Consider the following 25,486-nt stretch of genomic DNA (forward strand, 5'->3'; position numbering starts at 1 on the left):
TGTTATCAGTCCTGTCGGATATCCGCAAAAATGCCGTTTGTCAGCTTTGCCAGATCCGCCGGCGCCAGTTCGATTTCCAGGCCCCGCCGCCCGGCGCTGACGTAGATGGCACCGAAGTTCTGCGCGGAGCCGTCAATTACTGTGGTCAGGGCCTTCTTCTGGCCCAGGGGGCTGACGCCGCCGAGTACGTAGCCGGTGGTGCGCTGCACTTTCTGCTTGTCCGCCATGGCCGCCTTTTTTGCCTTGGCGGCTTTGGCGATTTTCTTCAGGTTGAGGCTGGCGGAGACCGGCACGATCCCCACCACCAACTGGCCGTTGTCGGTTTCCACCACCAGGGTCTTGAAGACCTGGTCCGGCTCCACGCCCAGTTTTTCCGCCGCCTCCAGGCCGTAGGATTCGCTGTGGGCGTCGTGGTCGTACTGGTGGATATTGTGGCTGATACCGGCCTTTCTGGCGGCCTCTATACCGGGTGTCATGGCTTACTTCGCTTCCGCAGGTTGGTGATGGACGGTTCTCGATGCCGGCGGCACCGTCAGCATAAGCGCGAAACCGATCAGCAGGAATATCAGGATGGTACTCATACCCCAGCGCTGGCTGTCTGTAAAGGCGGTGACCCACCCCACCAGCAGCGGACCGAGGAAGGCGGTGGCCTTGCCCGAGAAAGCAAACAGGCCAAACATCTGGGTCTGCAGGTGTGGCGGCGCCACTCGGGCCATATAGGAGCGGCTGGCGGATTGCAGCGGGCCCACGAAGATGCCCAGGGTCATGCCCACGGCCCAGAACCAGAGGGGATCGGTGACAAAGAGTATGGATGCCGCGCAGACGGTCAGCCCCGTTAGCGACAACAAGACGGTATTGCGCCCGCCGATGGCATCGTCCACCCAGGAGAAGGCCAGTGCCCCCAGGCCGGAGGTGACGTTCAGGGCGATGGCGAACTGCAGTACCTGGGTCTGATCCATGCCGAAGGTACCGGCGGCATAGACCCCGCCGAAAGTGAAGATGGTGGCCAGTCCGTCGGTGTAGAGCATGCGCGCGATCAGGAAGCGGACGATGGTGCGGTACTGCCGCACCTGGCGGATGGAGTCCCGGAGCTGGACCAGCCCCGCCCGGACCGCCGGCACCAGAGGCAGGCCCCGGGACGGGCGGTCCGGAATGAAAAAGAAGGCCGGCAGGGAGAACACCAGGTACCAGATCGCCACCAGTATGAAGGTGGCGCGCACATGCTCAAGGGCGTCCCGGTCCAGGCCCAGCCAGCTGGTGTCGCCCTCGATGAAGACGAACAGCGCCACCACCAGACAGGTGACACCGCCCACGTAGCCCAGGCCCCAGGACCAGCCGGACCAGCGGCCCACCCGTTCGGGCGTGGCGAGGTCCGGCAACATGGCGTTGTAGAAGATAAAGGCGCATTCCGCGCCCAGTATGCCAAGGCTGATCCAGAAGGCCGCGAACCACAGGTCACCGCTGCCGGGCGCGACAAACCAGAGCATGGCGGTGGCAATCACGCAGAGTAGTGTAAAGCCGATCAGCCAGGGCTTGCGGCGGCCATTCTGGTCGGCGATGGCGCCCAGTATCGGGGCAAGGATGGCCACGGCCAGCCCCGACAGTCCCACGATATTGCCCCAGGCTTCGGTACCGGCCACATCGTCCTGGACCACCGACTGGCTGAAATAGCGGGCGAAGATGAAGGTGAGGATGATGGTGAAGAAGGCACTGTTGGCCCAGTCGTAAAGAGCCCAGGACCAGAGTGCTCGTCGGTTTTCCCTGTTGACGGTTCCAGGATGACCGGATGTCATAGGAAGGTTCCCTGTAGTGATGTGGTTTGGGGACACTGGAGCCTTGTTACGACCGCAGTATGACAGTCGTAAAAAAATGTGGAAGCGGTCGACGTTAACGAAGTAACACACTACTGTTAACAACAGGGCCTGCAAACCGCCCGGGCCATGCAATCGTATGAATTGAGAATATGGGCTTCCCGCGCAACAGTGCCTTTGGCTGTTTACCGATGCTGTTGGATGAACCGCTGGCCAATGAATCCTATCAAAAGACGCCAAATGCCGTTTAACCGGTCACTCACCATTGCCCTTGTCTACCTGCTGGCTGGTGGGGCCTGGATCCTGTTCTCCGATGCTGCCGTGGAACGGCTGGTCCGCGATCCAGCGATGCTTACCCGTGTCCAGACCTGGAAGGGGTGGGCTTTCGTCGTGGTGACCGCTGCGGTTCTTTTCCTGGCCATGTTGCGTCAGTTCCACCGTGACCGGGAACTGTTCGAGCGCCAGTACGGGCAACAGCAGGAGATCATCAAGCTCAGCGAGTTCCAGCGCAGTGTGATCGACAATGCCAATATCTGGATCAACCTGCTGGATCAGGACGGTCGGATCCAGCTTTGGAACCGGGCCGCGGAAGAGATCAGTGGCTATACCAGTGACGAAGTCATTGGCAATGACGCCATCTGGGAGTCCCTCTACCCGGACCCCGAGTATCGACAGTGGGTGCGGGATCGGGTGTTCCGTATCCTGGCCGGTCATGAAGAGGCCGAAGGCCTGGAAACCTCCGTCCATACCCGCCATAACGGAGAACGGGTGATCGCCTGGCACTCCAAGGCCTTCCGGGATGTCCACGGCAAGGTGGCGGGCTCCATTGCCCTGGGCATGGACATCACCGAACGCAAGGCGGCGGAGCGGTCACTCCAGGCCCGGGAACGCCAGATGGCCACCATCATGGATAACCTGCCGGGCATGGCCTACCGGTGCCTGTACGATGAGCACTGGACCATGAAGTTCATTTCCAGTGGCTGCCGGGACCTGACGGGCTATGCTCCCCGGGATCTGATCGATAATCAGGTGGTGTCCTGGGCAAGCCTGATACTGGCGGAGGACAGTGTCAGCGTAACCCAGGCGGTGGAGAACGCCATTGGATCCGCCGAGCCTTTTTCCATGGAGTACCGGCTGCGCCGGGCGGATGGCGAGGTGATCTGGGTCTGGGAGCGCGGGCGCAGTGTCGAGGATGACGGCGGCCTGGTGCTGGAGGGCATCATCCTGGACGTAACCGATCGCAAGGCCCTGGAAGCCCGGCTGTCGGAGCTGGCGACCCTGGATCCCCTGACCGGTCAGTTCAACCGGCGGGAAACCGAGCGCATCCTGCAGGAGGAGGTAGCCCGGGCGGAGCGCTATGAACGGCATCTGGCGGTGTTGTGGATAGACCTGGACCATTTCAAGGAGGTCAACGATACCCGGGGCCATGCAGTGGGGGATGAAGTACTCCGTACCGTCAGCCTGCGCCTCGCCGAAAGTATCCGAACGGTGGATACCCTGGGGCGTTTCGGCGGCGAGGAGTTCATCGTGGTCCTGCCTGAGATGTCCGTGGAGGAGGCCTGGGATATTGCCGAACGCCTGCGGCGGCGCATCGCCGACGAGCCGGTCCGGGTCTCGGCGGGTGAAACCCTGGACCTGACCATCAGCATCGGGGTGGCGGTCTATCCCGATCACGCCGGTTCGGCGGCCAACCTGTGCCGTATGGCGGACAAGGCCATGTATCAGGCCAAGGAACGGGGGCGCAACCGCACGGTGGTGGTGAGCGAGGTGCCGGGTATTATCGAATCAGACGGCGCGTAATCGCATCAGATGGTGCGTAGCTGGGCCTCCAGGATGCCGAGCACCGAGGAGACGATGTCCCGGAAATCGGTGAGGGTCTGGGTACGCTGGATAATGTCGTGGCGTTCCTCGTCCAGCCGTTCCAGTTGCGGTACCACCCGACGGATACCTTCGGTGATCACTTCGTAGGGGTAGTGGTGGTCCTGCACGCTCAGCTTGTTCAGTTCCGCCACTTCCTGGTGGAAGATGCTGATGATGTCGTACAGCAGGTCCTTGTTCTGGATGGTGCTGGCTTCCCAGTAGGCATCGTCGAGGATTTCCAGGAGGGAGAGGTATTCCCGCAGGGTATCGGCAACGGAAGTCTGGCTCATGATAGGCTCCTTGTTATCATGACCCAGACTATAGCACTTCCGCCGTCACGCCACCTGACGGGCGATCCACGAATCGTAGCGGCTCGCCAGAGCCTTGACGTAACGGGCCTCGGCACCGTCCAGACTGGCCAGCACGCCGTTGAAGATCCAGCCGCGCTCATAGAGACCGAGCACGCTGCGTTCATCGTCAAGATTGACCCGCTGGTTCAGTTTCCTGCAGATCGCATCCAGCAGCGGCATTTTCTCCGGACGGCGGATAGGGCCGGGCCTGCGGCTGGCCGGTACATTGGCGGCACGTCTGGTTGTTGGTCTGTTCACGGCGCTCCTCATAGCAATCTCCTTACCGTTTTGCGGCTGCAAAAAACGAAAAACCCGGTCTCACGGGACCGGGTCTGCATGCGGGAAACTGCATGCCCGGTCGCCTGAGCTTCCGGGCAGAACCGAAAGCTTTACCTGAAAATCACCATGCCACGGACCGGCATCAGGGCCTTGCGCCGTGCGCCCGTGAACAATGGATAGCGATGTGTCTTCAAGCCCATGTGGGACTCTCCGTACGGTTTCATGGTCAGGCAATGCTGTTCAGTGGATGGCCGGCCACCGAAGGGCCGACGATGTATCAGTGTATCGCGGAGGTGGTGGTTTGCAAATGGGTATCGGAGTGGCGGGTATAAGCACAAACCCTGCCTTCGGCAAACGCGTACAGACCATTGGGGGAAGGATGCGGAAAATAATCACTGTCACGTGTTTTACGTTGTGCAATCCGCAGTATCACGTCAGTTACTGTGTGATCTCTCCTTTATTGTTTTGGCGCTACGGGCTTCCCGCAGCGCCTTTTTTTTGCGCGGGAGATCCGTTGCCCTACAGCTTGTCCAGGGGGGCGTGCTGGTCACCTTCGATGGCGGCGGTTACCTGGCACCAGGTGGAGTGAAGGATTTGGGCATCATTGGCTGCCCGGTGAACCGGCAGTCCCAGGTCCTGGATCACCTGGTGCCGGATAGTGGACCAGTGGTGGACCTGGGCCGGGGACAGCAGCAGCGACACCGACTCGAGCTGGAAGGTCGGACGCATGTCCGCCGCACGGTAGAGGCGGTGCAGCCAGAAGCTGTCGAAGGTCCAGGCATCACAGAACACTTCGCCGTCGAGCAGTTCGTTGAGGTGGTGGGCCACCTGCCTGACACTCAGCCCTTCCGCTTTCAGGGTGTCGCGGCTGATGCCGTGGATCTGCTCGGCGCTGTCCGACCAGTCGTGCCAGAGCACGTGGGGCTTGATCAGCCAGCTGTGCAGGGAACCGTCCGGCAGGCACAGACCAACCTCGATCGGGTAACTGGCGATCAGGTCGAGGCTGGAAGCCTCAAAATCGATAAAGGCCGGTGCGTTGGGCTGGGTCATCGGCAATTCAGTTAGTCGTTGAGCTGTCTGCAAAGTGTAACCGTCCATGTGGTTTGACGCGAACCCATAGTGTCGGGTGGCTGTTACAATAGGAAGTCGATGGTACCCCGGCGGAGGTTTCCTGACAGTCCGGTACTTCCGAGGGGTGCGCTTGAGGGATGCGCTGATCGTGACCCGATCCTCAATTAATCACCAGTGTCCATTTTGCAAGCGGGAGGACAGGTGTCGAAAACCGTTGTCGTGATCTATTCGGGGGGGATGGACTCATTCACCCTGCTCCACCGGGCCCTGGCGGAAGGGCACCGGGTGCATGCGCTGTCGTTTGACTATGGCCAGCGCCATGTCCGTGAACTGGAGGCAGCCTCCGCGGTCTGCGGTGAACTGGGCCTGCCCCACAAGGTGCTGGATATCCGGTCCCTGCAGGCGGTGATGGCGGGCTCCGCCCTGACCGGGGGCAGCGAGGTGCCCGAGGGGCATTACGAGGAAGAAAGCATGAAATCCACCGTGGTGCCCAACCGCAACATGATCCTGCTGTCCCTGGCCACCGGCTACGCGGTGACCGTGGCGGCGGATGCGGTGTGGTTCGGCGCCCATGGTGGCGATCACGCCATCTACCCCGACTGTCGCCCGGAGTTCGTCGAGAAGATGGATGCGGTGTGCCGGGTGGCCAACTATGAACCGGTGGCCGTCGAGGCCCCCTATATCCGCGCCGACAAGGGGGAAATACTCGCCGAGGGCCTGGCCATGGGCCTCGACTACGGCCAGACCTGGACCTGCTACAACGGACGGCACAAGGCCTGCGGTGTCTGCGGCTCCTGTGTCGAGCGGCTGGAAGCCTTTGCCTCCCACGGTATGACCGACCCCCTGCCCTATGAGGCCCGTAACTGATGTACCGGGTGAAGGAAGCCTTCTATACCCTCCAGGGGGAAGGTGCCCAGGCCGGGCGTGCCGCCGTGTTCTGCCGGTTTAGCAAGTGCAACCTGTGGAACGGCCGGGAGTCCGGCCGGGCCACGGCGGTGTGTGATTTCTGCGATACGGACTTTGTCGGCACCGACGGCCAGAACGGTGGCCGTTTCGACACCGCCGAGGCCCTGGCGGCCCATGTGGCGTTGCTGTGGCCATCGGACACCCGGTCGGCCCGCGAGTCCGGGCTTCGTCCCTACGTGGTGTGCACCGGTGGTGAGCCCCTGCTGCAGCTTGATGAGCCCCTGATCGCCGCCTTCCATGACCAGGGTTTCGAGGTGGGGGTGGAGACCAATGGCACCCTGCCGGCACCGGCGGGCATTGACTGGCTCTGTGTCAGCCCCAAGGCCGATGCCGCCGTGGTGATCCGCGAGTGTGATGAACTGAAGGTGGTCTATCCCCAGCCCCTGGCCATGCCGGAGCGGTTCCGGTCGATCCGGGCCCGGCACTACTTCCTGTCCCCCATGGCGTCGCCGGCCACTCCGGAGGATGGCCGGGATCCGGTCAAGGCCAGCAACACCCGCAAGGCGGTGGACTATTGCCTGCAGCACCCCCAGTGGCGCCTGACCATCCAGATGCACAAGATTGTCGGCATCGACTGACCCGGCCGGAGCAGCGTCAAGGCGGCTATAGCCTCAGGTCGGTAATCACCGGATTGTGGTCCGAGGCCCGCCATGGTGAGTCCTCCGCTACATCGGTGTCCGTGGTGGTATTGTAGGCTCTCATGCGGGGCTCCTCGGCGTTGGCCGACCAGACGTGACTGGCCTTCACCCGCTCCATCAGCTCGGGGTTCGCCAGGTGATAATCCAGGGTGCCCAGTCGTCCGTGGTAGCGGAATGTTCCCTGCTCAAGACCGTGGAAATGGGCAATAAGGTCGGTATAGCCGGTGTTGCCCAGAACCTGCAGCGGGGTTTCCCGGGCGTAGGCGTTGAAATCTCCGGCCAGCAGTATCAGGTGATCCTTCCCTTTCGCATCCGGACGCCAGCGCGCCAGTGCCCTGGCCGCCGACTCCCGCGCCTGCGCAAAGCAGGCCTGGCCATCCCGGCGGTCCTGTTGCGCCGCCGGGGCATTACGGCAGCTTTTGGATTTCAGGTGTACCGCGATCACCGTCAGTGCCGTCCTGCCGTCGATACGCCGGAACGTCTGGGCCAGCGCCGGGCGGTGCCACTGCCGGAAGGCGCCGTCGTCGATCAGGGTGGCCGACCCCGTTGGTTGTACCCGGTCCGACCGGTACAGCAGGGCATTGCGGATGGCATCGTCGTCGCGGTCGGTGCCCCCCTCGACAAACCGCCAGTGGTCGCCGATGGCCCGGGCCAGTTCCGCCAGTGCGCTGTTGCCGTCGTAGCCGTCATTTTCCAGCTCGGAAACCGCGAGGATATCCGGGTTGGTGGCTCGTATCTGACTCGACAATCTTGCCAGCTGCCGCTGATAGGATGCGGGGGTACGGGCACCGCGGTCGGTGGGAAATCCATTGCCCTGGCCGTCGCCGTTGAACAGGTTGCCCAGGTTCAGCGAGACCACCCGCAGGTTGGCCTCCTGGTGTCGCGTCGGCGGCATTTGCCGGGGGTTGGCGTGGTGGATGTCGGGTTGGGTCAGGGGCTGGAGGCGCCAGTTCCCGAAACGGTAGTCCATGATCCCCGCGACAGGGGCGATCCTGTCACCCACCCGCAGGGGATTGCCCGGTGACGCTTCGTCGGACAGGTAGGGTATGGGCCGGGGGTGTTTTTTGCGGAAGCCGTCATCCAGGATCAGGCGTTGCTGTTCCTGTTGTGCCAGCAGTTCCTGTGTCTCGGGGCCTGGTTCCAGGCTCTGGGTCGGCGTCCACTGCAGGGAGGGTGCAAGCACCAGTTCGCCGTAGCGGGCAAGGTTCCAGGTGTCGGTAATGACCAGGGGGGCGGCGGTTTGCACCAGCATGCTCTCGAGGACCTCGCGGCCCCCCTCGGGTAAATGGCCGGGCTTCAGGGCGGTCGGGGCGGGTAATCCCGGAGTGGCGCAGGTTGTTACTCGCTGGACGTTGGTGAGTGAGGTCAGGCCATAATATTCCCGGACCTCACCGCGAACCCGCACACGGTCCCCCGGCGCGCCCTCCCGGGCCCGGGTATGGACAAACAGCCCCTCCGACGTGACCGGGTCCCGGTCCTGCTCCGCCAGCGCCTGCTGGAGGTAGAAGCCCCGGAAACCACCCGGTTGACGCGCGTCCACGGTCAGGATGCCTTCCACCGTGACCTGCCTGCCAGCCATGGGGGATTCCCCGCCCCGGCCCTGGACATCGGAGACCGGTGTATAGGCGTCGCCACAGGAGGCCGCCCACAGCGGCCCCATGGTGGTGATCAACAGCAGTGCAGCCACCGTTCGGCGCATGTGACCGTGTCCGGGGAAGCCCCGACCGCGGGCAACGGCAGGTGTCGCCGACCGGGGCTGCTGCCGATCAGACAGCGTCGGCCTGCGTTGCCCTGACGGGTTGCCGGGTGTCTGTCTTCAGCCAGGCCGGCAGGGCATCGCCATTGGTCAGTTCCAGGGGAGTGACGGCAATATCGTCGTCGCGGCCACCGGCGGACAATCCCAGCATGGGCATCAGCCAGGGAGCCATGGCTTCACGACAGCGGATTTCCATGGGGCCGTCCTCCAGGTCATAGTCTGCACAGACCAGACGGCGACGGGCCGCATCGAGACCGGCGGCGGGCTGGACCCTGAGGCTGATCATGCGGTTCCAGCGCTCGTCGTGCTCTTCCCGGTGGCGGGACTTGTCCCGGGATACCTGAAGCTTGCCGGTCAGGCGGCTGAGGCGGAAATCGCCGAAGCCCTCCTTGCGGTCACTCCAGGCACGCACATGCCAGCCCTGGCCGGTCATGACCAGGGTGTGGGGTTCCAGGACCACCGGTTCCCCGTCGGGTTGGTCAAGGGTGAGGTAGCGTGCTTCAAGCTTGCGCTTCTGGCGACAGGCGGTAATGACGGCGCGGGTGACTTCTGGGCTTGCTTGACGGCAGGGGGCCCGCACCACACAGCTGTCCGGCAGTCCGATGTCGAGATTCTCAAAGCAGTCACTCAGTGATTGGTGTCGGCAGGCCAGTTCCAGATACTCTTCCGGCTGTCCCCGCGTAACCACGGGCTGGAAATCCGTGGCGGGGATGTAGCCTTTCAAGTGCCTGTCGTACACCAGGTTGCCGGGTGCCAGTTCTCTCAGATAGGTATTGATGTCCTTTGACGCCTGCTGACGGCCAATGCCAAAACCGTGGCAGATGTGATTGGTAGTAAGACGACCTTCCCAAAGGGCAACAATTTCTATCAGACGATAACGCAGCAGCAGATCCCAGCGAATGGGCCATTCCGTTTTTTTCATAGTGTCGGGCTCTTGGTGATGGCTAACAGAGGTCGTGTCGACAGCGACCGATCCATGATCACCCGAACGATGTTAGCAGCATTGAGGTGTATCAGTGTGTTACGGGCCCTTAATGTAAAATTTTGTAAAACCCAGGCGTGGAGCGCCTTACAGAGGTTTTTGGAAAGCATTCAGAAGAGGGTTTCGGCATCTGCGTAATAGCTGTGAATGCCAATGGGTGCTTAAATGAAGGTTGCTGTTGATTCAGTAGCTGATTGCCCGTGGAACACGGGTCCTTGCAAAAATCCGTACCCTTCCCGGAGAGTTACCGATGACCCGAATGGTGGCGTCACTGTCGGCGCTGATCATGAGCATTCTGCTTCTGGTCAGTGGCAATGCCTTCCTGACGACCCTGCTGGGCATCCGTCTGAGTATTGAAGGCGTGGAGCCGTCGGTGATCGGGTGGGTACTGGTGTGCTATTCCGTGGGTTTCGTGCTGGGCACGCTATACGTGCACCGGGTCATCGCCCGTGTCGGGCATATCCGGGCCTTTGCCGTATTTGCCGCCCTGGCGGCGGTCACCGCCCTCGTCTATCCCCTGTCGGTCACCATGGTGCTTTGGGCGGTTCTGCGGATTCTTTCGGGGTTCAGCGTCGCCGGTGTGCTGGTGGTGATTGAAAGCTGGTTCAGTAGTCGGGCCACCAGCAGTAATCGGGGCGCCCTGTTCGCGGTCTACCAGATCGTATTTTACATTTCGGCGGCGGGGGGCCAGTTGGTGGTCAACCTGGGCGACCCGGCCAATTTCATGCCCTTTACCCTGGCGGCCATCCTGCTGACCCTGGCGTTGATTCCGCTCTCCCTGACGCGGATGGATGCGCCGGTTATCGAGTCCGCCGAGCGTTTGTCCTTCTTTACCCTGGCCCGGGATTCCTTCAGCGGCGCGGCAGGTGCCCTGGTGTGTGGCGTGCTGATTGGTTCCTTTTACGCCCTGGGCCCGGTTTACGCCACCATGGCCGGTCTGGATGTGTCTAAGACGTCGGTGTTCATGGCGGTGGCCATCGTTGCCGCCATGCTCCTTGCCTGGCCCCTGGGGCTTATCTGCGACCGCTTCGACCGGCGGCGGGTGATGTTCATGGTCTCCATGATCGCAGCCACGACCGCCGTGGTGGTGGCAACGGCCGGTAGCGCGAGCATTCCGGTGCTGATGGTGCTGGTAGGGGTGTTTACCGGGTTCTCCGCCACCCTCTATCCCATTGCCGTCGCCATCACCAATGACCGGCTGGAGTCGCACCAGATCGTGGCGGCCAGTGCCACGCTGCTTCTTAGCTACGGGATCGGCAGTGTTATTGGTCCCATCGTCATGGCCGAGCTGATGGGGGTACTCGGACCCTCGGGGCTGTTCTGGGGCAGCGCCGGTTTCCTGGTGCTGCTGGCCATCGCGACCAGCTACCGGATCAGCCACACACCGGACGTGCCGGTGGCGGAGCAGGAGCACTTCGTGGCGACCATGCCGGAAGCGTCGTCGGTGCTGGTGGAAATCGACCCCCGCAACGAGGATTTCCATCCGGGCCCGGACGTGGATATGGAGGAGGTCAGGCAGACAGGCTGACAGGCGATGGATATTTGACCTGGCGCAAGTATGATCAATGTGTAACTTGTGTTCGTCTCAATGATTAGCTTACTATTGCTGAATCGACAGACCACAGGACAAAGACCCATGGATCAGCAGACTATCCGAGACCAGTTTCCGTTCGCCGTTGCCCGGATAACCCGACGCTGGCGCAAGTTGTTGGATGAACGCCTCAAGGACCTGGGGGTGACCCAGGCACGCTGGTCCACCATGGTGTATCTCCAGCGTGGCGGCGAAGGGCTGACACAGCGTGAGCTGGCCCACCTCATGGCCATTGAGAATCCCACCCTGGTGCGCCTGCTCGACAGCCTTGAAGAACAGGGGCTGATTGAGCGCCGGCCCTGCAAGCGTGACCGCCGTGCCCGTCGGCTGTACCTGACCAGCGCCGGCGAGCGGTTCATGAAGGACCTGAACGAGCGGGGCGATGTGCTGCGGGATGAGCTGCTGACCGGCATTGAGGACAAGGACCTGGAGGTGGCCCTTGGTATCTTCGAGCGGGTGATGGAAAACGCCGTCAACCTGAAAAAATAGTCAGGTTGGGCCGGTTGAGATTCTTCCGCCGGCCCGCTATGATCTTGATCTCCTTCGGGGGAGTAGTCTCCGCAGCAGCGAGTTGCTGCGGGTGATGGTCAACATACTTGGGGCACATCCCCATGGCCATCACGTTCCCGGGCGCCGCTCAAGGCAGCGCCAGGCGGAACTGACAAGACCCGGGGAGCTGTCACTTCCGATAGGCGGAGAGTGATGGCTTCCTGTGTCTTGATGATCCGCCTTGGAGCCCTGTAAACATGGATGCCTTTCTCGCTTCTACCCTGTCAGTCGCCATTGCTGAAATTGGTGACAAGACCCAGTTGCTGTCGCTCTTCCTGATCAGCCGATTCCACCGCCGTACACCGATAATCATGGGCATCCTGGTGGCCACGCTGGTGAATCACGGGCTGTCCGCACTGCTGGGTGCCTGGGTGGCGAGCTGGCTACCCCAGGCATGGGTGCCATGGCTGGTGGCGTTCAGTTTCCTGGCCATTGCCCTGTGGCTGCTGTTCCCGGACCGGGACGACAGCGAAGAGTCGACCCTGCTGGGACTGGGGGCGTTCACCGCCACCACGGTGATGTTCTTCCTGGCGGAGATCGGTGACAAGACCCAGGTGGCAACGGTGGTGCTGGCGGCGCGATACGACGCTACTTTCTGGGTGATCGTGGGCACCACGGTTGGTATGCTGTTGGCGAACATTCCGGTTATTGTGGCCGGAAAATGGCTGATGCAGCGGCTGCCGATGGCGACCGCGAGGGTCGGCGCCAGTATTCTGTTTGTCTGTCTGGCTATTATTACGGTTGTGGCAGCCTACAATGGACTATGAGGGGAGTCGGTTGGAACCGGCACCCCGGAACTCCGGTTGTGTCGGGGTGTCATACACAAGAGTTAACGAGCCCCGGTAGCGGGCTAACGGTCTTATCGGGAACACCAGAATGGTCAACACCAAAGGTATCGGAATCACGGTTGTCAGCCTGCTGATGTGGATGGGGGCCGGATCGGCCATGGCCGAAGCGGACACGGATGGCCGGCAGGTCCGCAGTGCATCGTCCGAGGGACACACGGCGCAAACCGGGCAAGCCGGCGAGTCCGGTGTGCAGGCTCGTCCGGAATCCCCAGTCTGGGTACTGGAAGGTGACCTGGCGGGCAAACTGCAGACCATGACCACACAGGAGGAAGATACCTTTGCCGCCATTGGCAGCCAGCGGAGCCTGGGCTACCTGGAACTGGTCAAGGCCAACCCCGATATTGACCCCTGGCTTCCCGGGGATGGTACCCGTATTACCCTGCCCCGCAAGTATGTGCTGCCGGATTCCCGGCGCGAGGGCATTGTGATCAACCTGGCGGAATACCGCCTCTATTATTTCCGCGATGGTGGCGTACAGGTATTTCCGGTCGGGGTGGGCACCGACGACAACCCGTCTCCCATCACCGATGCCGAAGTGACCCTGGGCGTGGCATCACCCGCCTGGTACCCACCGGCCAGTATCCGGGCCGAGTACGAAGCCAACGGCGAGTACCTGCCGCGCATGGTTCCTCCCGGGCCGGAGAACCCCCTGGGACCCTATGCCCTGATCCTGAGTGAGGACGGCTACCTGATCCATGGCACCAACAAGGGATTCGGCGTTGGTACCCAGGTCAGCCATGGCTGTTTCCGTATGTACAATGAAGACATCACCGGGTTTGCACACCAAGTGGACAAGGGCACGCCGGTGCAGGTCATCCATCAGCCGGTCAAGGTGGGCATGCACAACGGCCAGTTGTGGCTTGAAGTCCATCGTTCCGACGAGACATATACCGAAGCCGAGAAGGAAGAACTCTGGCAGCAGGTCACCGAACGGCTGGCGGCCTTCACCGACAACGTGGAAGGGCTGGAAGTCCAGCGCCGGGCCGTGGAGCTGGCGGTTGATAAGGCCGACGGTATTCCCCGTATGATAGGGGAAAGGGTACCCCAGGTTGCCAGTCGTGACGGCGACACGGCAGTGACGGGGGAGCGCCCGGAACAGGTTTCCACCCGTCCATCCGAAACATCCCCGCCTTCTCCGCAGCGCTGGTTCTGAGCGGCATTCGCCGGAGCAAGGTGACTGGCATTAAACGGGGTGTTGGTCGATCGTTCCAGGCGAGTGAACCGCGCAGCACACCAGGGGGTACGGAATGGATAGACTCAGGACTCAGACAGCACCCTCGCGGTTTCGCATTGGCCTGTGGGCCGGGCTGATAGTGCTGGCCTTCGGGCTGTCGGTCGGCCAGTGGGTGCTGGCGCAGTCTTCATCCAGTCGTTCCGCCGTTGTCCTGTCCGTGGACGGCGCCATTGGCCCGGCCACCATGGACTACGTGGTCCGCGGGATCGAGCAGGCCAGTGAGCAGGATGCCACTTTGGTTGTACTGCGGATGGATACCCCCGGTGGCCTGATGAATTCCATGCGTTCCATCATCAAGACCATCCTCGCGTCCGACGTGCCAGTGGTTACCTGGGTCAGCCCGTCTGGTGCCCGGGCAGCCAGTGCCGGCACCTATATCCTCTATGGCAGCCATGTGGCCGCGATGGCACCGGCCACCAACCTGGGCTCGGCAACGCCGGTGCAGATGGGCGGCATGCCGGGTAGCAGCGAGCCTCCCGAGGACGGCGGTGATACGCCCTCCAGCAATGGTGAAGACACCGAGGATGCCAGCGAATCGTCCTCCGACAGCAGTACCGCCATGGAACGCAAGGTCATGGAGGATGCGGTGAGCTACATCCGTGGACTGGCGGAACGTCATGGGCGCAACGCGGACTGGGCCGAACGTGCGGTCCGGGAGGCGGTGAACCTGGGGGCTGAGGATGCGCTGGCGCAGAACGTTATCGATGTAGTGGCCGCCGACCTGGATGACCTGCTTACCCAGATTCATGGCCGGCAGGTGGTCATGGCCACCGGCCAGCAGACCCTGGATACGCAGAACCTGACCATCGTGCGCCAGAAACCGGACTGGCGCACCCGCCTGCTGTCGGTGATTACCGACCCCAACGTCGCCTATTTCCTGATGATCATCGGTTTCTACGGCATTATCTTCGAGCTGGCCAACCCCGGTAGCCTGTACCCGGGGGTGATTGGTGCCATCTGCCTGGTGCTCGCCCTGTTCGCCTTCCAGGTGCTGTCGGTGAACTACGCCGGTCTGGCCCTGATACTGCTGGGGCTGGCGTTTATCGTGGGGGAGGCGTTCATGCCCAGCTTCGGCATGCTGGGGATCGGCGGCATCATCGCCTTCGTGCTCGGGTCCATTATCCTGATGGACGGCAGTCACCAGGACATTTCGCTGCCGGCGATCGGTGGCACGGCGGCTGTGGCCGGCGGCTTCATCCTGTGGACCGTGACCCGATTCATGGGGCTGCGTCGCAAGGCTCCGGCCGTGGGCATGGAGCACGTGAGCGAGGAGCGGTGCCGGGCGCTGGACGATTTCGAGCGCGATGGAGACCACTATCGCGGTCACGTACAACTCAGTGGTGAGCGCTGGAAGGCGGTCAGTGATGAACCGGTAACCCGTGGCCAGTGGCTGCGGGTTGAACGGGTTGATGGCCTGACAGTAACAGTGAGCCCCGGAGACGGGCCGCATGACAGTAAGGAGGCAATATGATCGGTGAACTGATTCCCTGGATTGCACCCACGGTGGTGCTGCTGATTATCCTGGCCTCGGCCATCCGCATCCTGCCGGAGTACGAGCGGGGCGTGGTGTTTTTCCTGGGGCGTTTCCAGGGAGTGAAGGGCCCTGGCCTGATTATCATCATTCCGGGCATCCAACAGATGACGCGAGTGGATCTGCGGGTGATTACCCTGGACGTGCCCAGCCAGGATGTGATCTCCAAGGATAACGTGACAGTGCGGGTGAACGCCGTGCTTTACTTCCGGGTGGTGGATCCGGAGAAGGCCATACTGCGGGTCGAGGACTTCGGGTCCGCCACCAGCCAGCTTTCCCAGACCACGCTGCGTTCGGTGCTGGGCAAGCATGACCTGGATGAGATGCTGTCGGAGCGGGACAAGCTCAATTCGGACATCCAGGAGATTATCGATGCCCAGACCGAGGACTGGGGCATCAAGGTGGCCAACGTGGAAATCAAGCACGTGGACCTGAACGAGTCCATGATCCGTGCCATTGCCCGCCAGGCCGAAGCGGAACGTGAACGCCGGGCCAAGGTCATCCACGCCGAAGGTGAACTGCAGGCCTCGAAGAAACTGGTGGAAGCGGCGGAAGTCATGTCCACCAACTCCGGCGCCATGCAACTGCGCTACCTGCAGACCCTGGCGGACATGAGTACCAATAACTCGTCCACCATCGTATTCCCGTTACCCATGGACATCATGGAGACCTTCATGAAGAAAGCGGCTGGCCCAGGGGGCAGCCCGAAGGCAACTCCAGGTCCAGTGGGCGGTGATCATCCAACCGGGTCGGACGAATAAGCGGTAGATCACGCCAGGAAACCAGGCACAAAAAAGGCCGGCATCTGCCGGCCTCCGTCTTCGCAGATGCTATCCAGCGATTATTTCTGGCTGGATTGCTGAAGCATGCGACGAGCACGCTCGTTTGCTTCGTCTGCAGACTTCTGGGCTTCTTTGGCTTCTGCCAGGGCCTGCTCGGCGCGACGCAGGGCAGTGTTGGCCTTGCGGTCGGCATTGTTTGCAGTGCTCAGGGCGTTGCTGGCGGTCTGCTCTGCGGAGTTGGCAGTTGCAGTCGCCTCATCGATAGCTGCCTGATCAGTGGTGGCACAACCGGCAGTCAGTGCGGTGGCCAGTGCAAACCCTGCGATCGTCAACTTACGCATGTCTAGTATCCCCTTGTTGGTCGTTATACTTCCTGTGGTGCAGAAGTTTTGATTGAATAACATCCTGTTAAGTCGGTTCCGGCGGAGGACCACCGGATTCGTTAACAGTGTAAAACACTCCAGACAAAAATGTTAACTCGGGATACGTAAAAATTCTTAGGTAATTACATAAACTTAAGTATAGGTTCAGGAACTTTATGAATCCGCGATGTTTTTAGGGGGTATCAAGGCAGTATGCGGATCGGTGTTCCAACGTCGACAAGCTGCCAGATTTCGTCCATGGCCTCGTTGGTTACGGCAATACAGCCGTCGGTCCAGTCCAGGCCCTGATAGGCAAAGGCCATGTCCCCCACATCGTTGGGCAGGCCGTGGATCATGATATTGCCACCGGGGCGAAGGCCCCAGGATTCGGCCAGTTCCCGATCCCTGGGATTGGGGTAGGAAATGCGGATCGACTTGTAATAGTCGCTGTTGGGGTTGCGGAAGTCGATGGTGTAACTGCCTTCCGGCGTGCGGCTGTCGCCTTCGTACAGCTTGTGACCCTCCGGCGTCTTGCCCAGGGAAATGCGATAACTGCGGATGACCTGATCATTGGACATCAGATAAAGGCGGCGTTCGTCCTTGCGCACGACCAGCTGATTGACGTCCGTTGTGGTCCCGGTCTCCGCCATGGCGAGGGTGCGGTTGCCGGCGGCCTGGGCGCCGGTGGCCAGAACCGTCACGGCGAGCAACACCGGAATCACAATGTAGGTACGGAGGATAGTTAGCAAAACACTCATGGCTCGATGGCGATTGGCTCTGAATTGGTCACAATTTCGCTATCTTATAGCACAAAGTTAAGGTTGCACGCAGGTAACTTTTGTGGGGATATGTCACAAAACCTTGCCAGCGTTGCAGAGTGTTTCCGGCTGGTGTCAGGCATCCTTCATTTTCAGGCCCACCTTGGTGACACGGTCGGCGTCAGTGGCCCGTGCCACCAGTATGACCGGCCCCAGGGTGACCTTGTCGCCCACCACCGGGTGACCCTTGGTGCGTTTGGCAAAGCATTCCGCCAGCGACAGCTCCGGCGGCAGTTCGTCGAACTCGATCCCGTACACCTGTTCCACATCCCCCAGCAGTGCATCCCCATTAAGCACGAAGTCCCCGAAGAACGCCCGCTCCGCCAGGTGTCGGGGCGGCTGCTTGCCGGACAGCGACTTACCCAGTTCCTTCAGGGCCGAGGATACGGCAAAGACCGCGATCACGTCCCCCTGGGATATCTGGAGGTCGGGAGCCGGCGGCAGACACTGGCGGTGACGGAAGACGCCCGCAATGGCGGAGTTCTCCGGCAGGGAAAGCTGGCCCAGGGGGCGCGGATCGTCCCAGCGCTCACCCCGCAGGGGGAAGAGCATCAACTCATGATCGCCAGCGGCGGGAACATCCAGGGGCAATCGGCGATAGGGTTCCCCGGTGGCGGGCACCTCCAGGTTCAGCTTGCGGGCCAGTGGCGCCAGTGAGGTTCCCTGAACAATCAGGGATACCAGCACGATAAAGAATGCAAAATGAAAGACATCCCGCGCTTCCGGCAAACCGGCCATGATCGGAAACAGCGCCAGCACGATGGGTACCGCGCCCCGTAGCCCGACCCAGCTGATGAAGAACAGCTCACGACGGTTGAACCCGAACGGCCACAAGGTGCCGAAAACCGCCAGTGGCCGAATCACGAAGATCAGGGCGAGGGCCAGCACCAGGCCGCCACCAGCCAGGGGTAGCAGGTCGGATGGATTGACCAGCAACCCGAGCATCAGGAACAGGCAGAGCTGGGCCAGCCATGCCAGGCCGTCGTGGACCTGCAGGATCATGGGCATCATCCGTACCGGGCGATTGCCCACGATGACCCCGGACAGGTAGATGGCGAGAAAACCACTGCCGCCAACGATGTTGGTACCGGCGAACACGCACAACCCGGCCGCTCCCACCATCAACGGATACAGCGCCGGTGTCAGCCGCACCCGGTTGGCCATCTCCACGATCAGGAAGCCACCCAGTACACCAATAATGGTACCAATGCCAAATTGCCGCACCAGCATCAGCAGTCCATCGGTGAGGCTGGAGGCCCCATCGGCACTGAGCAGGCTGACCAGCATCAGGGTCAGGAAGATGGCCATGGGGTCGTTGGAGCCGGACTCGATCTCCAGGGTGGCGCTGACCCGCTCATTCAGGTGCAGGCCGTGGCCCTGCAGCAGGGAAAACACCGCCGCCGCGTCGGTGGAGGAAATGATGGCACCGATCAGCAGCGCCACCATCCAGTGCAGATCGAACACCAGCCAGGCGCACAGGCCGGCCAGGGCCGCGGTCAGGAACACACCGATGGTGGCCAGCACCAGGGCCGGCTTCAGGCCCACCCGGAAGGTTTCGGCCCGGGTCCGCATACCGCCGTCCAAAAGGATCACCGCCAGGGCCAGGTTACCGATAACAAAGGCCAGCTCGAAATCATCGAAACGGATGCCCCCGGCACCGTCTTCCCCCATCATCATGCCCACCACCAGGAAAATCAGCAGCACCGGCATGCCCACCCGACTGGACAGCGGGCTGAGCAGGATGCTCATGACAAGCATGGCGGCGCCAATAAGGATCAGATGGGGGTCCATTAACTCTCCAAGCGGGGTGACTTCCAACCAGCCTCCGATACGCCCGGACCGTCGTGGAAGCACGTGATCCTGGAACCGTCGGGAGACTCCCTAAATACTAGCTGACTCGTTAGCCCCTGCGAATACGGTATGTTACCGGGTATTGCCTGTGATGGCGGGCAGGCTTATATTGAGGCCAGTGCGGGTGTAGCTCAATGGTAGAGCAGAAGCTTCCCAAGCTTAAGACGAGGGTTCGATTCCCTTCACCCGCTCCACCATGTCCCTGAAAACATGAGTACGAATAGATTATGACGGAATTAGTGGGTTCTTTGATGGAACACTAATAGGACGCATGGTTTTTGATGGGATGATTTTTTGTTGCGAAGGGCCTGGTTCAAGGCGGTTTCGTATACTCGGATGTCCCGACAATGGCACCAGTGAAGCCTTTCGCTACAGTTTAATCTCTGCAATATCAATCCTGTACGGAGCATTACAATGTGGCTGCCTGCCACCAAAGGTGATCTCCGTCGCAGCTTTCCTCCGCACAGATCCGGTAACTTCCGCCTGAGCAATCCGGTGAACGCATCTGTTTCCGACGTTCTGCTGTTTTCCATCACCGGCCTTGAGCCGTGCCGGATTGCGTTTCGATGCGGCATTGATGCCAGTCGAGTATTCCATCATGCCCAACCATTCAGTTGTGACGAACAGGGAAGATTTCCATGACACGCAAGACGTTCAAACCCTCCACGCTGGGCAAGGCCGTGGCGGTCGCCAGTCTATTGATTGTTTCCGGTTCCGCATTCGCCGTGGGTGTTGGTGGCGGGGGCACCGGGCCTGCCGGCGAGTATGCCGCGACCGGTTCCTTTGACACCACCTCCGGCTCCGAAGGCCAGTGCACTATCTACCGCCCCCGGGATGTGCCGGAAGGGGCGCCGCTGATCCTCTGGGGCAACGGCACCGGCGCGCCCACCATGAGCTATTCCCAGGGGCTGCGGCACTGGGCCTCCTGGGGCTTCGTGGTGGCGGCGGCCAACACCACCATGGCCGGTTCCGGTGAGGAAATGCTGGACTGCATCGACGCCGTGCGCAGTGCCAGCTACGGCGACAACGTGGATTTCTCCAACGTGGGCGCTTCCGGGCACTCCCAGGGTGGCGGTGGCGCCTACATCGCCGGTCGCGATGATCGGGTGACCGCCACGGCGCCCATGCAGCCCTATCCGTTCGAATTCGGCATTGGCGACCGTGATCCCCAGAACGGTCCCATGCTGCTGATGTCCGGTGGTGCTGACTTTATCGCACCCCGTGAGCCGGTCCAGAGCCGGATTTTCGAGCGTGCGGAAACGCCGGTGTTCTGGGCGACCCTCGACAGTGCCAGTCACTTCGAGCTGTCCTGGAGCTTTGGTGGCTACCGGGGGCTGAGTACCGCCTGGTGGCTTTACCAGCTCAAGGGTGACGGGGAGGCCGCCGAGGTATTCACCGGCGCCTGTACCGCCTGTGACGCCTCAGGCTGGACCATCGAACGCAAGAACTTCTGATTTATCCGGCCGGACCAGTCGGTCCGGCTCATTCCTTCCTTGGGTCAGGCCCCGGCGTCAGTGCAGTTTCAGCCGGGGTTGCATGGCCCGGCTGACCCGGTCCATGGCCCAGATAATGGCGGTCCTCAGCGGACCGTGCAGGGCGTTCTGGTGCATGCGGTACAGGGACGCGTAGAACAACCGAGCCACCTTGCCTTCCACATACATGGAGCGACCGGACAGGTTGCCCATAAGGTTACCCACGGTGGTGTAGCGGCTGAAATTGATCAGCGAGCCATGGTCGTGGTAGACGAAAGGCACCGGTTCGCCACCCTCGATACGGTGGCGCAGGGTCTTGAACAGGGTGTCCGCCTGTTGGTGCGCAGCCTGGGCCCTGGGGGGAACCGGACGGTCGGAATCCGGTTGCGGGCAGGCGGCGCAGTCGCCCAGAGCGAACACATCCGGGTCGGTGACCGACTGCAGGGTCTGCTTCACCACCAGCTGGTTGCCCCGGTTGGTTTCCAGGTCCAGTTGGCCCAGCCATTCCGGGGCCTTGATGCCCGCAGCCCAGATGGTCATCTGGGAGGGGATCTCGGTGCCGTCCTTCATCACAATGGCGTTCTCGCGCACCTCGGACACTGGCTGACCGGTCAGCACCTGAACGTCCTGGCGCTCCAGCTCCCGGGTGGCCGCCAGCGACAGTCGGCCCGGCAGTGCCGGCAGGATCCGGTCCGCCGCCTCGATCACCGAGATGCGGATATCTTCCGGGGCAAGATGGTTCATGCCATAGACCGGCAGTTCCCGGGATGCCAGCCGCAGTTCCGCCGCCAGTTCCACGCCGGTGGCGCCGGCACCGATGATGGTGATGGGAAGCTGGTGGTCCTGCCCTTCCTTGGCATCGTGGTTGGTGCGCAGGAAGGCATTGAGCAGCAGGTTATGGAAGCGCCGGGCCTGGGGCAGGCTGTCCAGGAACAGGCAGTGATCCTTGGCGCCGGGGGTGCCGAAGTCATTGGCGGTGCTGCCCACCGAGACCACCAGGGTGTCGTAGTGAATGTGCCGCTCCGGTACGACCTCGTCGCCGTCCTCATCCAGGAAGGGGGCAATGACGATGCGGTGATTCTGGCGGTCGATCCCGGACATGCGACCGAGCTGGAATTCGTAGTGGTGCTTGCGGGCGTGGGCGCGGTAGTTGATCTCGTTGGCGCTGGCGTCCAGGGAGCCGGAGGCCACTTCATGGAGCAGGGGTTTCCAGACATGGGTCAGGCCGGCGTCCACCAGGGTGATGCGGGCCTTGCCCTTGCGCCCGAGCTTGTTGCCCAGGCGTGTGACCAGTTCCAGGCCGCCGGCGCCGCCGCCGACCACGACAATGTGATGGGTATGTTCCATAGACAGCTTTCCTGTAAGTGAGGACAGGCAGACGCCCTCGGATAAAGGACAGCTGGCTCTCATCACTATCGGTCGACAGGGGGACTATCAGGGGAGCGTTGATGATGCAGGCCGGGACTGTGCGGCCTGCGACCCGCGTCACTCAAGCATCAGTTTACGACACCTCGTTAGCACACTACATATGTTCAGGGTACGTAGTTGCACAGAGGTGTCGTAAACGGACCAGCGAGCGTGACAGGGTCTAGCACTCTCTGTTTGTTATGGCAGGTCGGTGACCGCGCCGACAGACGCGGAGCTGACCGTGCGGGCGTACTTGGCCAGCACCCCCCGGGTTTTCCGGGGCGCAGGTGCCTGCCAGGCCTGGCGGCGCCGCTGCATCTCGTCGTCGGAGATGTCCAGCTCGATGGTGTTGTTGACCGCATCGATGGTGATTGTATCACCGTTCTCCACCAGAGCGATGGGGCCACCCTCGGCCGCCTCCGGAGTGATATGACCCACCACGAAGCCGTGACTGCCGCCGGAGAAGCGGCCATCGGTGATCAGTGCCACATCACTTCCCAGGCCCTTGCCCATAATGGCGGATGTGGGGGTAAGCATCTCCCGCATGCCGGGGCCACCCTTGGGTCCTTCGTAGCGGATGACCAGCACATCGCCGGCCACCACGGTGCCGTCCATGATGCGCTCCTGGGCTTCCTCTTCGGAATGGAAGACCCGGGCCTTGCCGGTGAAGTGGGTGCCTTCCTTGCCGGTGATCTTGGCCACCGCCCCGGTGGGGGACAGGTTGCCGTAGAGGATGCGCAGGTGGCTGTCTTCCTTGATGGGATCATCGAAGGCGTGGATGATGTCCTGGCTGTCCGGGTAGGGTTCGACGTCTGCGAGGTTCTCCGCCAGGGTCTTGCCGGTGACGGTCAGGCAGTCGCCATGGAGCATGCCCCGGTCCAGCAGCATCTTCATCAGCGGCTGGATGCCACCGATGGCCACCAGTTCCGACATCATGTAGTGGCCGGACGGGCGCAGGTCCGCCAGTACCGGAACCTTCTTGCCGATGCGCACGAAATCATCCAGTGACAGTTCCACACCGATGGTGCTGGCCATGGCCAGCAGGTGCAGCACCGCGTTGGTGGAGCCGCCCAGGGCAATCACCACGGTGATGGCGTTCTCGAAGGCCTCGCGGGTCATGATGTCGGAAGGCTTGATGTCCTTTTCCAGCAGTTCCAGTACCGCCGCGCCGGCGGCCTCGCAATCCGCCAGTTTGGTGTCGGAGACGGCGTTCTGGGCGGAGCTTCCGGGCAGGCTCATGCCCATGGCTTCAATGGCGGAAGCCATGGTATTGGCAGTGTACATGCCACCGCAGGAGCCGGGGCCGGGGATGGCGGTTTCCTCGATCTGCTTCACCTCGATCAGGTCCATATTGCCCTGGGCGTGGGCACCCACCGCCTCGAACACCGAGATGATATCAGTATGGTTCTCACCGGGCTGGATGGTGCCGCCATAGACAAACACCGAGGGCCGGTCCAGACGCGCCAGGCCCATGACGCAGCCAGGCATGTTCTTGTCGCAGCCACCGATGGCCACCAGGCCGTCAAAGCCCTCGCAACCCGCGGCTGTTTCGATGGAGTCGGCAATCACTTCCCGGGACACCAGCGAATACTTCATGCCCTCGGTGCCGTTGGCAATGCCGTCGGACACGGTGATGGTGTTGAAGATCAGGCTCTTGCCTCCGGCCGCATCGGCGCCCTTGGCGGCTTCCCGCGCCAGGCCGTCGATGTGCATGTTGCAGGGGGTGAGGTTGCTCCAGGTGGAGGCAATGCCCACCTGCGGCTTGCGGAAGTCCTCATCGGTGAAGCCCACCGCCCGCAGCATGGCGCGGCTGGCGGACTTGCCCAGGCCGTCAACCACCGGGGCGGAATGACGGCGTCGCTTGTCGTCGGTCATGGTGTGTCTCTCTCGTGCCGTTGTTATGGAGTGAGATTAGTGTGCCACGGGGGGCACCGTAAAGGCGGACAGGGCGCTGATCATGTCCTCGGCCAGGTCACGGACCTCCGCCTCACTGATATCCCGTTGTGCCAGCGAGCGTAGCCCCATCATCTGGGCCTGCACCAGACGCGCCAGCCGGCGGGGATCGGCCCCCTGTCGCAGCTCGCCCTGCCGGCTTGCGGTTTCCAGGGCCTGTGCGAGATGGTCTTCCACCATCTGAAGCCGTTGATTGACGAGGGCCCGCAGGTCCTCCTGCTCCGCCGTGACTTCCAGCAGGGTCTTGACCACCAGGCAAGCCCGGGCCGGGGAGTCGGGGGTGGTAATTTCGCCGGCCAGGTTTCTCAGATAGCTGGATATGCCGGTCATGATTGTCGGCGACTGTTCAAGGGCCCGTCTCAGGGATTGCGCCATGCGGCTGCCATACAGATCCAGGGCTTCACGGAACAGTCCGTCCTTGCTGCCAAAAGTGGCATACAGGCTGCCCGGACGCATATCCAGGGCCTGCTCGATATGTTTCATGGACGTGTTGCCATAGCCCCGTTCCCAGAACAGGCGAACGGCATTTTCCACGGCCTTGTCCCGATCAAACTTCGCTACTCGAGGCATGAGCCATCGCCGGTCATTGAAATGTTCTCCCATCTTAACTTGAATGACTGCTCAAAAATAGCTAGGGTTGAGTTTTAATTGAATGATCACTCAAAAAAGGAAGCTGCCATGAGCGAATTCACGATTCATAATAGCGATACTGCCTCCGAAGTGGCGAAGCCATTGCTGGAGAATTCCCGCAAGGCCTTTGGTCGGATACCGAGTCTCCACGGTGTGATGGCCGAAGCACCGGGGTTGCTGGAGGGTTACCAGAAGCTGCATGGGCTCTTTATGCAGACCAGCTTTGATGCCACCGAGCAGACAGTGGTGTGGCAGACCATCAACGTGGAACACGAGTGCCATTACTGCGTGCCGGCTCACACCGGTATTGCCAAGGGGATGAAGGTACCGGATGACGTTATTGAGGCACTTCGTAATGAAACACCGTTGCCGAATGGCAAACTCGAAGCGCTGCGGACGTTCACCCTGGCCATGACCCGCAAGCGGGGCAACGTAAGCGATGAAGACCTGGATGCCTTCTACCAGGCCGGCTACGGCCAGCGGCAGGTGCTGGAAGTGATCCTGGGCCTTTCCCAGAAGGTGATGAGCAACTACGTCAATCACATTGCCGAGACCCCGATCGACGAGCCATTCCAGAAATTTGCCTGGAAGAAGCAGGCCTGACACCTCCGGCGGGCAGGCTGAAACGCGTTGCCAATGGTGAGTAACCCCTTCAGGGGGCACGACGATCGTTGCGTGCCCCTTTTTTTTGGTTCATCGCGGATTAGCGTGAAAAAGTAGGAGACGGCGGTAAAACCGGTTAGTT

At 61.7% G+C, this 25,486-nt stretch carries 24 protein-coding genes and 1 tRNA gene; 12 read left to right on the forward strand and 13 right to left on the reverse strand.

The window, feature by feature from the left end; all coding sequences use genetic code 11:
- Positions 1-5: 5 nt before the first annotated feature.
- On the reverse strand, positions 6-476 hold the full coding sequence (gene ybaK, locus RO069_RS03650) for a Cys-tRNA(Pro) deacylase (protein ID WP_328185380.1): 471 nt from the start codon (positions 474-476) through the stop codon (positions 6-8).
- Positions 477-479: 3 nt separating this feature from the next.
- Positions 480-1,793 carry an MFS transporter gene (locus tag RO069_RS03655; RefSeq protein ID WP_328185381.1) on the reverse strand — a complete coding sequence of 438 codons (1,314 nt, stop codon included), beginning with the start codon at positions 1,791-1,793 and terminating at the stop codon, positions 480-482.
- Positions 1,794-2,051: 258 nt separating this feature from the next.
- Between RO069_RS03655 and RO069_RS03660 the strand changes: the two genes are divergently transcribed.
- On the forward strand, positions 2,052-3,611 hold the full coding sequence (locus RO069_RS03660; RefSeq protein ID WP_328185382.1) for a sensor domain-containing diguanylate cyclase: 1,560 nt from the start codon (positions 2,052-2,054) through the stop codon (positions 3,609-3,611).
- 5 nt (positions 3,612-3,616) lie between these two features.
- Here the strand turns inward: RO069_RS03660 and RO069_RS03665 are convergent, their stop codons facing one another.
- From RO069_RS03665 to RO069_RS03675, 3 genes are all read right to left on the reverse strand, one after another.
- On the reverse strand, positions 3,617-3,961 hold the full coding sequence (locus RO069_RS03665; RefSeq protein ID WP_328185383.1) for a hypothetical protein: 345 nt from the start codon (positions 3,959-3,961) through the stop codon (positions 3,617-3,619).
- 45 nt (positions 3,962-4,006) lie between these two features.
- Positions 4,007-4,279: a hypothetical protein gene (locus RO069_RS03670; protein WP_328185384.1), complete on the reverse strand. Its 273-nt coding sequence runs from the start codon at positions 4,277-4,279 to the stop codon at positions 4,007-4,009.
- A gap of 540 nt (positions 4,280-4,819) precedes the next feature.
- Positions 4,820-5,350: a 3'-5' exonuclease gene (locus tag RO069_RS03675; protein WP_328185385.1), complete on the reverse strand. Its 531-nt coding sequence runs from the start codon at positions 5,348-5,350 to the stop codon at positions 4,820-4,822.
- 222 nt (positions 5,351-5,572) lie between these two features.
- Here RO069_RS03675 and queC point away from each other — a divergent pair, with 222 nt between their 5' ends.
- Together queC and queE are read left to right on the forward strand one after the other, a co-directional pair.
- Positions 5,573-6,238: a 7-cyano-7-deazaguanine synthase QueC gene (gene queC, locus RO069_RS03680; protein ID WP_328185386.1), complete on the forward strand. Its 666-nt coding sequence runs from the start codon at positions 5,573-5,575 to the stop codon at positions 6,236-6,238.
- Positions 6,238-6,915 carry a 7-carboxy-7-deazaguanine synthase gene (gene queE / locus RO069_RS03685; RefSeq protein ID WP_328185387.1) on the forward strand — a complete coding sequence of 226 codons (678 nt, stop codon included), beginning with the start codon at positions 6,238-6,240 and terminating at the stop codon, positions 6,913-6,915. Before queC ends, queE begins: the two co-directional genes overlap by 1 nt.
- Before the next feature lie 25 nt (positions 6,916-6,940).
- On the opposite strand, the gene RO069_RS03690 is transcribed toward queE, so the two are convergent.
- Both RO069_RS03690 and RO069_RS03695 read right to left on the reverse strand, forming a co-directional pair.
- The gene (locus tag RO069_RS03690; protein WP_328185388.1) at positions 6,941-8,674 is read right to left on the reverse strand and encodes an ExeM/NucH family extracellular endonuclease; all 1,734 of its coding nucleotides are present in this window, start codon (positions 8,672-8,674) and stop codon (positions 6,941-6,943) included.
- A gap of 67 nt (positions 8,675-8,741) precedes the next feature.
- Positions 8,742-9,653 (reverse strand): WYL domain-containing protein, encoded by a 912-nt coding sequence (locus RO069_RS03695; RefSeq protein WP_328185389.1) that lies wholly within the window; start codon positions 9,651-9,653, stop codon positions 8,742-8,744.
- 310 nt (positions 9,654-9,963) lie between these two features.
- Between RO069_RS03695 and RO069_RS03700 the strand changes: the two genes are divergently transcribed.
- The 6 genes from RO069_RS03700 to RO069_RS03725 all read left to right on the forward strand — a co-directional run bounded on the left by RO069_RS03700 (position 9,964) and on the right by RO069_RS03725 (position 16,227).
- Complete coding sequence (locus RO069_RS03700; protein ID WP_328185390.1) at positions 9,964-11,241, forward strand: MFS transporter; 1,278 nt, start codon at positions 9,964-9,966, stop codon at positions 11,239-11,241.
- Positions 11,242-11,364: 123 nt separating this feature from the next.
- A complete protein-coding gene (locus tag RO069_RS03705) occupies positions 11,365-11,793 on the forward strand; it encodes a MarR family transcriptional regulator (protein ID WP_328185403.1) in 429 nt (142 codons plus the stop codon).
- Between the two features lie 257 nt (positions 11,794-12,050).
- Positions 12,051-12,620 (forward strand): TMEM165/GDT1 family protein, encoded by a 570-nt coding sequence (locus RO069_RS03710; RefSeq protein WP_328185391.1) that lies wholly within the window; start codon positions 12,051-12,053, stop codon positions 12,618-12,620.
- Between the two features lie 109 nt (positions 12,621-12,729).
- Entirely contained in the window at positions 12,730-13,854 is a 1,125-nt protein-coding gene (locus RO069_RS03715; RefSeq protein ID WP_328185392.1) for a L,D-transpeptidase family protein, read from the forward strand.
- Between the two features lie 94 nt (positions 13,855-13,948).
- Complete coding sequence (locus RO069_RS03720) at positions 13,949-15,406, forward strand: NfeD family protein (RefSeq protein WP_328185393.1); 1,458 nt, start codon at positions 13,949-13,951, stop codon at positions 15,404-15,406.
- Positions 15,403-16,227: a slipin family protein gene (locus RO069_RS03725; protein ID WP_328185394.1), complete on the forward strand. Its 825-nt coding sequence runs from the start codon at positions 15,403-15,405 to the stop codon at positions 16,225-16,227. The genes RO069_RS03720 and RO069_RS03725 overlap by 4 nt, the downstream gene beginning before the upstream one ends.
- Positions 16,228-16,307: 80 nt before the next feature.
- Here the strand turns inward: RO069_RS03725 and RO069_RS03730 are convergent, their stop codons facing one another.
- From RO069_RS03730 to RO069_RS03740, 3 genes are all read right to left on the reverse strand, one after another.
- Complete coding sequence (locus RO069_RS03730; protein ID WP_328185395.1) at positions 16,308-16,589, reverse strand: Lpp/OprI family alanine-zipper lipoprotein; 282 nt, start codon at positions 16,587-16,589, stop codon at positions 16,308-16,310.
- Positions 16,590-16,813: 224 nt separating this feature from the next.
- A complete protein-coding gene (locus RO069_RS03735; protein WP_442915329.1) occupies positions 16,814-17,260 on the reverse strand; it encodes a L,D-transpeptidase family protein in 447 nt (148 codons plus the stop codon).
- Between the two features lie 243 nt (positions 17,261-17,503).
- The gene (locus RO069_RS03740) at positions 17,504-19,219 is read right to left on the reverse strand and encodes a potassium/proton antiporter (RefSeq protein WP_328185396.1); all 1,716 of its coding nucleotides are present in this window, start codon (positions 19,217-19,219) and stop codon (positions 17,504-17,506) included.
- A 180-nt stretch (positions 19,220-19,399) separates the two neighbouring features.
- Here RO069_RS03740 and RO069_RS03745 point away from each other — a divergent pair.
- Both RO069_RS03745 and RO069_RS03750 read left to right on the forward strand, forming a co-directional pair.
- Positions 19,400-19,473: transfer RNA gene (locus RO069_RS03745), tRNA-Gly, on the forward strand.
- A gap of 444 nt (positions 19,474-19,917) precedes the next feature.
- Positions 19,918-20,733: a poly(ethylene terephthalate) hydrolase family protein gene (locus RO069_RS03750; protein WP_328185397.1), complete on the forward strand. Its 816-nt coding sequence runs from the start codon at positions 19,918-19,920 to the stop codon at positions 20,731-20,733.
- 57 nt (positions 20,734-20,790) lie between these two features.
- Here RO069_RS03750 and RO069_RS03755 read toward each other — a convergent pair whose 3' ends face one another.
- The 3 genes from RO069_RS03755 to RO069_RS03765 all read right to left on the reverse strand — a co-directional run bounded on the left by RO069_RS03755 (position 20,791) and on the right by RO069_RS03765 (position 24,681).
- A complete protein-coding gene (locus tag RO069_RS03755) occupies positions 20,791-22,098 on the reverse strand; it encodes an NAD(P)/FAD-dependent oxidoreductase (protein ID WP_328185398.1) in 1,308 nt (435 codons plus the stop codon).
- A 258-nt stretch (positions 22,099-22,356) separates the two neighbouring features.
- The gene (gene ilvD, locus RO069_RS03760; protein ID WP_328185399.1) at positions 22,357-24,033 is read right to left on the reverse strand and encodes a dihydroxy-acid dehydratase; all 1,677 of its coding nucleotides are present in this window, start codon (positions 24,031-24,033) and stop codon (positions 22,357-22,359) included.
- A 36-nt stretch (positions 24,034-24,069) separates the two neighbouring features.
- Complete coding sequence (locus tag RO069_RS03765; protein ID WP_328185400.1) at positions 24,070-24,681, reverse strand: TetR/AcrR family transcriptional regulator; 612 nt, start codon at positions 24,679-24,681, stop codon at positions 24,070-24,072.
- 108 nt (positions 24,682-24,789) lie between these two features.
- Between RO069_RS03765 and RO069_RS03770 the strand changes: the two genes are divergently transcribed.
- Entirely contained in the window at positions 24,790-25,344 is a 555-nt protein-coding gene (locus RO069_RS03770; RefSeq protein WP_328185401.1) for a carboxymuconolactone decarboxylase family protein, read from the forward strand.
- The last annotated feature ends 142 nt before the right edge of the window (positions 25,345-25,486 follow it).

The sequence above is a fragment of the Marinobacter sp. OP 3.4 genome (assembly GCF_036224885.1).
In the GTDB taxonomy this organism is placed as follows: domain Bacteria; phylum Pseudomonadota; class Gammaproteobacteria; order Pseudomonadales; family Oleiphilaceae; genus Marinobacter.